Raw genomic sequence first — 4,445 nt, 5'->3', positions numbered from 1 at the left:
CACCCGTCGCCGACATTCATATCTGGGCGGCATCAGCCCACTCGCGTTCGAAGCCAAGGTGGCATAATGAGAAGGTGACCGGCACAAAACCGTTACAAGTCCATCAAGATCGATCAGCTCTTCGAATTCGATCTTGAGTTGATCGAGATCCCACTCACCAAGCTCAGCGGTTCTGTTGAGCGCGAGGCTCAGCCTGCGTAGTTCAGGCTCCGGCAGGTGACTGCACTCGATTACCGGGATTTCGGACAAGCCAAGATACCGCGCAGCTTCAAGCCGAAGATGGCCATCTACAATCACGCCGGCGGAGACGAGGATCGGCTTACAGAAACCGCTCTCTGCTATCGAGGCAACCACGAGTTCAAGCTGCTTTGGGGTCGTCTTGCGTGCGCGGTGCGGCGACGGCTTCAGCTCATCGATTGCGACATTTGCGAACACAAGATCGGGACGGATGTCGTTTCTCTTGCCTCGCTCGCGCCGGTCAGCGAGGTTGCGTTTAAACTCCTGCCGCTTGCGCAGCCCCCGCGTCTTGTTGAGCTTCTGCTCTTTCAAACAACCCTGCTTCAGTCTCTTCGTACCCATTTCGAAACCCCCAATAGAAAACCCGCCAACCGCTGTTGCGGATGACGGGACGGGGTTGCCTCAGGAACCCGGACCTCGTTCACACGCCGCAGCGCCTGATCTCAAGGTCGACCGGTGTTCCTACGTGGTCGAGCAGCCATCTCTGACTACCACCCTATGGAATAGGACCAGGCTCGCTCATGCAAGCAGAAAAATCGAGCATGGCTCAATTTCTTCGAAACTTGCGAAAAAATGCAGTTGTCAGCTTAACGCCGCGCACGGGCCGCTGGAATAGGCGGCGCTTGTCGTTCAGATGATTTCTGCGCAAGGTCATCGGGTCAGGCCAAGCCCGTTTCGCGGTGCCTTGAAGGGGATAGTTGATGAACGTTTTACATGCAGGCGCAATCGCCATTGCTGCCGTCGTCTTCAGCGTTTCTGCTCCTGCACGGGCAGAGACTGTCTACATCATGGCCGAACGCCTACTCGATGTGGAGACAGGGAAGTATGTGAGTGCACCGCTTATCACGGCAGTCGACGGCAAGATTACAGCAATCGAAAGCGGCGGCTCCGCTCCTGCTGGATCGAACCTGGTCGAACTTACCGGGCTTACCGTCCTGCCTGGCTTCATCGACATGCATGTGCACCTGGATGGGCGTCCGGAATACGGAGGTTACTCGCGCCTTCAGTTTACCGATCGGTTCTGGACAGTTGTTGGCGTGGCCAATGCGAAACGAATGCTAGAAGCGGGTTTCACAACCGTGCGCAACGTCGGAGGGGACGACTACAATGTGACAGGCCTCGATCAAGCCATCGAAGCTGGCTGGGTAATCGGACCGCGCATAGTAAATGCGGGCTACTCACTGGGTGCGACTGGCGGCCATTGCGATGAAACTTTCCTGCCTCCAAGCTTTGCAGCGAAAAGCCCGGGAGCAGCCGACGGTCCTGAAGAACTGAGACAGAAGGTACGTGAGCAGCGCAAATACGGCGCTGAAGTGATCAAGGCGTGCGCTACCGGCGGAGTGTTCTCCCGCAATACGCTTCCTGGTCAGCAGCAAATGACCGAGGAAGAGCTTCGAGCCGTTGCGGATGAAGCTCACTTCTGGGGCCTCAAGGCCGCTGCTCACGCTCATGGTGCAGCTGGCATCAAGGCTGCAATCCGCGCGGGGTTCGACACGATCGAACATGCCAGCTTTATAGATGATGAGGGTATTCGCCTTGCCAAAGAGCAGGGCACCTACCTTTCGATGGATATCTTCAACACCGAATACACTCTTTCTCAAGGAGCAGAAAACGGCGTGCTGGAAGAGAACCTCGCCAAGGAGCGGATGGTCAGCGCTGCTCAAAGAGAGGGCTTTCGGAAAGCCAACGCCGCCGGAGTGAAGATGGTGTTTGGATCGGATGCAGGGGTTATGCCGCATGAAACGGTAGGCGGTCAGTTTGAAGTAATGACGCGCTTCGGAATGACGCCGATCCAGGCAATCCGGGCTGCGACGACCACCGCGGCTGAAGCGCTCGGCCAAGCTGGTGAAGTCGGTACACTGCGCCCGGGGGCCTGGGCCGATTTGGTTGCGGTGAGGGGCGATCCGCTGGCAGATATCACCGTGCTTGGCGAGGTGGACGCCGTTCTGAAGGGCGGCGTGAGGGTGAATTAGTGTAGACCCCTCCAGTGAAGCTGGTGTGTCTGTCCACCCCCTTCCGGCCATGGACTCTTCGCGTCCAAGCATTAGCTTTCAGCAGCTTTCCCGTTAATCACGAGAGTTGTTCCCGTTCGCCCACGCTTATGTGGCTCTGACCCCGCTCTATTCAGCGGTTTCTCGGCCATTCCGATCGGGCCGCCACCTCAGTTTTCCCGTTACTTTCCCGTTAAATCGTAGGGGAAGGGGAGGGCGGTTCGCAGGTGACTGCCTCCTCCGCCACACACCCCCAGCACTCGTCTCCTGTAACAGGCCCGCCGCGCAAAGCGGCGGAACAGGCGAGCGTGCGCGGGCCAATCCGTCACAGCCCAACTGGTTCGCGAGCGTCTCCAGCCACAACAGGCCAGGTTGAACGCGCCAGTCTCTGCCCAGATCAGCAAGGGTCCGGTTTCCCTGTTTACAGGCAGGAACAGGGAAAATTGCGCATTTTAAGCCAAAAACAGGCCATACCAGCGCTATTCTGCGCATGAGCGCAGGATGAGATCGCGTAAAATCAGCAGCTTACGCCCACGAAACACCCGTTTCCCTGTTCTTCGCCATAACAGGGTAGTTAATCGGCCATAACAGGGGCTTCAATCGACATAGCAGGGCCTGTTATCCTGCATAACAGGGATTTCACGAAGGCCAGCCCAGCACTTGACGCTGCTCGTTCCAGCCCAGCGGGATGGCAATGCTGCGCAGCCGCTCGAGACTAAGGTCTGCCGGCTGGCGCCCGGCAAGGATGTCGCGCTGGAGGTCGGGCGCGAGAAAGGCGAGGCGCAGGATCCTGCGATCATATTGGGATGCAGGTGCCACTTCGACGAGCGGCAGTCCGCGTTCGCGGCTGATCATCTGGTGAGCCCTGCGAAGCGCAGCAACGAGAGTTGGATCGACCTGCGGCTCGCGTCGATCGCCTGCGCAGACCAGTCGCTGCCCGCCGCGCAGCGGAAGCGTGACTCTGACCTCGACCCGCACATTCTTACGATCGGCATGCAATATCCTCTCACCAGGGCCCAGTTGAGCAGCAAGATCGGCCGCGTGCCTGACGGGCAGATCGACCAGCAGCCCACGCTCGCTGAACCGCAGGGAGGTGATAGTGCCGAAGGTTTCTTCCGGTCCAAACCAGCGCTCGATCAACTGCATCACCAGCTTCTCGAGAGCAGGCGCCGAGATGCGCCGGACATGTTCGTCTCGTCCATTCTCCTTCCTTGCAAAACCCTGCTGGAGGGAAACCGATACGTAGTACCGATAGGCCCGTCCCGACTTGCCTCGCGAGAAGGTCGGGCTCATCGGCTCTCCGCTTGCATCGAACAGCTTGCCCGTAAGCGGTGCCTTGATGATGCGGTGATCGGCTGCGGCATGATGGCGCCGCGCATTACCGTCGAGCTGGCGCTGGACCTGATCGAACAGCTCCTCATCGACAATGGCGTCGTGCTCTCCTTCGAAGCTCTGCTCCCGGTGCACGATGCGGCCGAGATAAATTCGGTTCCGCAGCAGATGGAACAGCGCTCCCCGGCTGAACGCACCACCACCGCTCGTCTTTCCTGTTGCGGTGATCCGCAGCTTGGAACGGGTACCCTGTTCCTCCAGTTCACGCTGGAGAGCATGCACCGAGCCGAGCTCGAGATAGCGCGCAAAGATCCTTCGCACAGTTGCGGCTTCTGCCTCGTTCACCCGCAGCTTGCGCGTACCTGCCTCGGGAAGATCATAGCCCAGCGGCAAATTGCCACCCATCCACATGCCCTTGACCTTGGATGCAGCGATCTTGTCGCGGATGCGCTCGCCGGTAACCTCGCGCTCGAACTGGGCAAAGGAGAGAAGGACATTCAGCATGAGCCGACCCATGGAGTTGGTCGTGTTGAACGACTGGGTGACCGAGACAAAGCTGGTGCCTGCCTTCTCGAAGATCTCGATGATGCGCGAGAAGTCCGCAAGCGAGCGGGTGAGCCGGTCGATCTTGTAGACTACCACGACATCCACCTGGACTTGTAAAGGTTTTGCGCCGGTCACCTGAGCGATTAGAGCTCGCAACAGGAGACCGACGAGATGATCAAGCATACAGAAGAGTTCAAGCAGGAGGCGGTGCGGATCGCACTGACCAGCGGGTTGCCGCGACCGGGTTGCATCGGATTTGGGGATAGGGAAGTCGACGCTGGGCAAGTGGGTATCTCAGTATCGGCCCAGTGATCTGGTTTCAGCGCCGCAGGCAGATTT

General features: G+C 58.8%; 3 protein-coding genes and 1 pseudogene. 2 read left to right on the top strand and 2 right to left on the bottom strand.

Translation table 11 applies throughout. From position 1 onward, the window contains the following. On the bottom strand, positions 1-549 hold a 549-nt coding region (locus G7A66_RS04475; protein WP_174294516.1), incomplete at its 3' end, for a ParB/Srx family N-terminal domain-containing protein. A 476-nt stretch (positions 550-1,025) separates the two neighbouring features. Between G7A66_RS04475 and G7A66_RS04470 the strand changes: the two genes are divergently transcribed. Continuing rightward, complete coding sequence (locus G7A66_RS04470) at positions 1,026-2,210, top strand: Xaa-Pro dipeptidase (RefSeq protein WP_332310486.1); 1,185 nt, start codon at positions 1,026-1,028, stop codon at positions 2,208-2,210. A gap of 657 nt (positions 2,211-2,867) precedes the next feature. Here G7A66_RS04470 and G7A66_RS04465 read toward each other — a convergent pair. Beyond that, entirely contained in the window at positions 2,868-4,289 is a 1,422-nt protein-coding gene (locus G7A66_RS04465; RefSeq protein ID WP_174294514.1) for a recombinase family protein, read from the bottom strand. Here G7A66_RS04465 and G7A66_RS04460 point away from each other — a divergent pair. Continuing rightward, a pseudogene (locus G7A66_RS04460) lies at positions 4,278-4,445 on the top strand (transposase); the annotation flags it as partial. The gene G7A66_RS04465 and the pseudogene G7A66_RS04460 sit on opposite strands and share 12 nt — an antisense overlap.

The sequence above is a fragment of the Alteripontixanthobacter muriae genome, assembly GCF_013336795.1.
GTDB lineage: Bacteria > Pseudomonadota > Alphaproteobacteria > Sphingomonadales > Sphingomonadaceae > Pseudopontixanthobacter > Pseudopontixanthobacter muriae.
The sequence above is the reverse complement of the archived record's forward strand: the minus strand, read 5'-3'. Positions and strand labels throughout refer to the sequence as shown.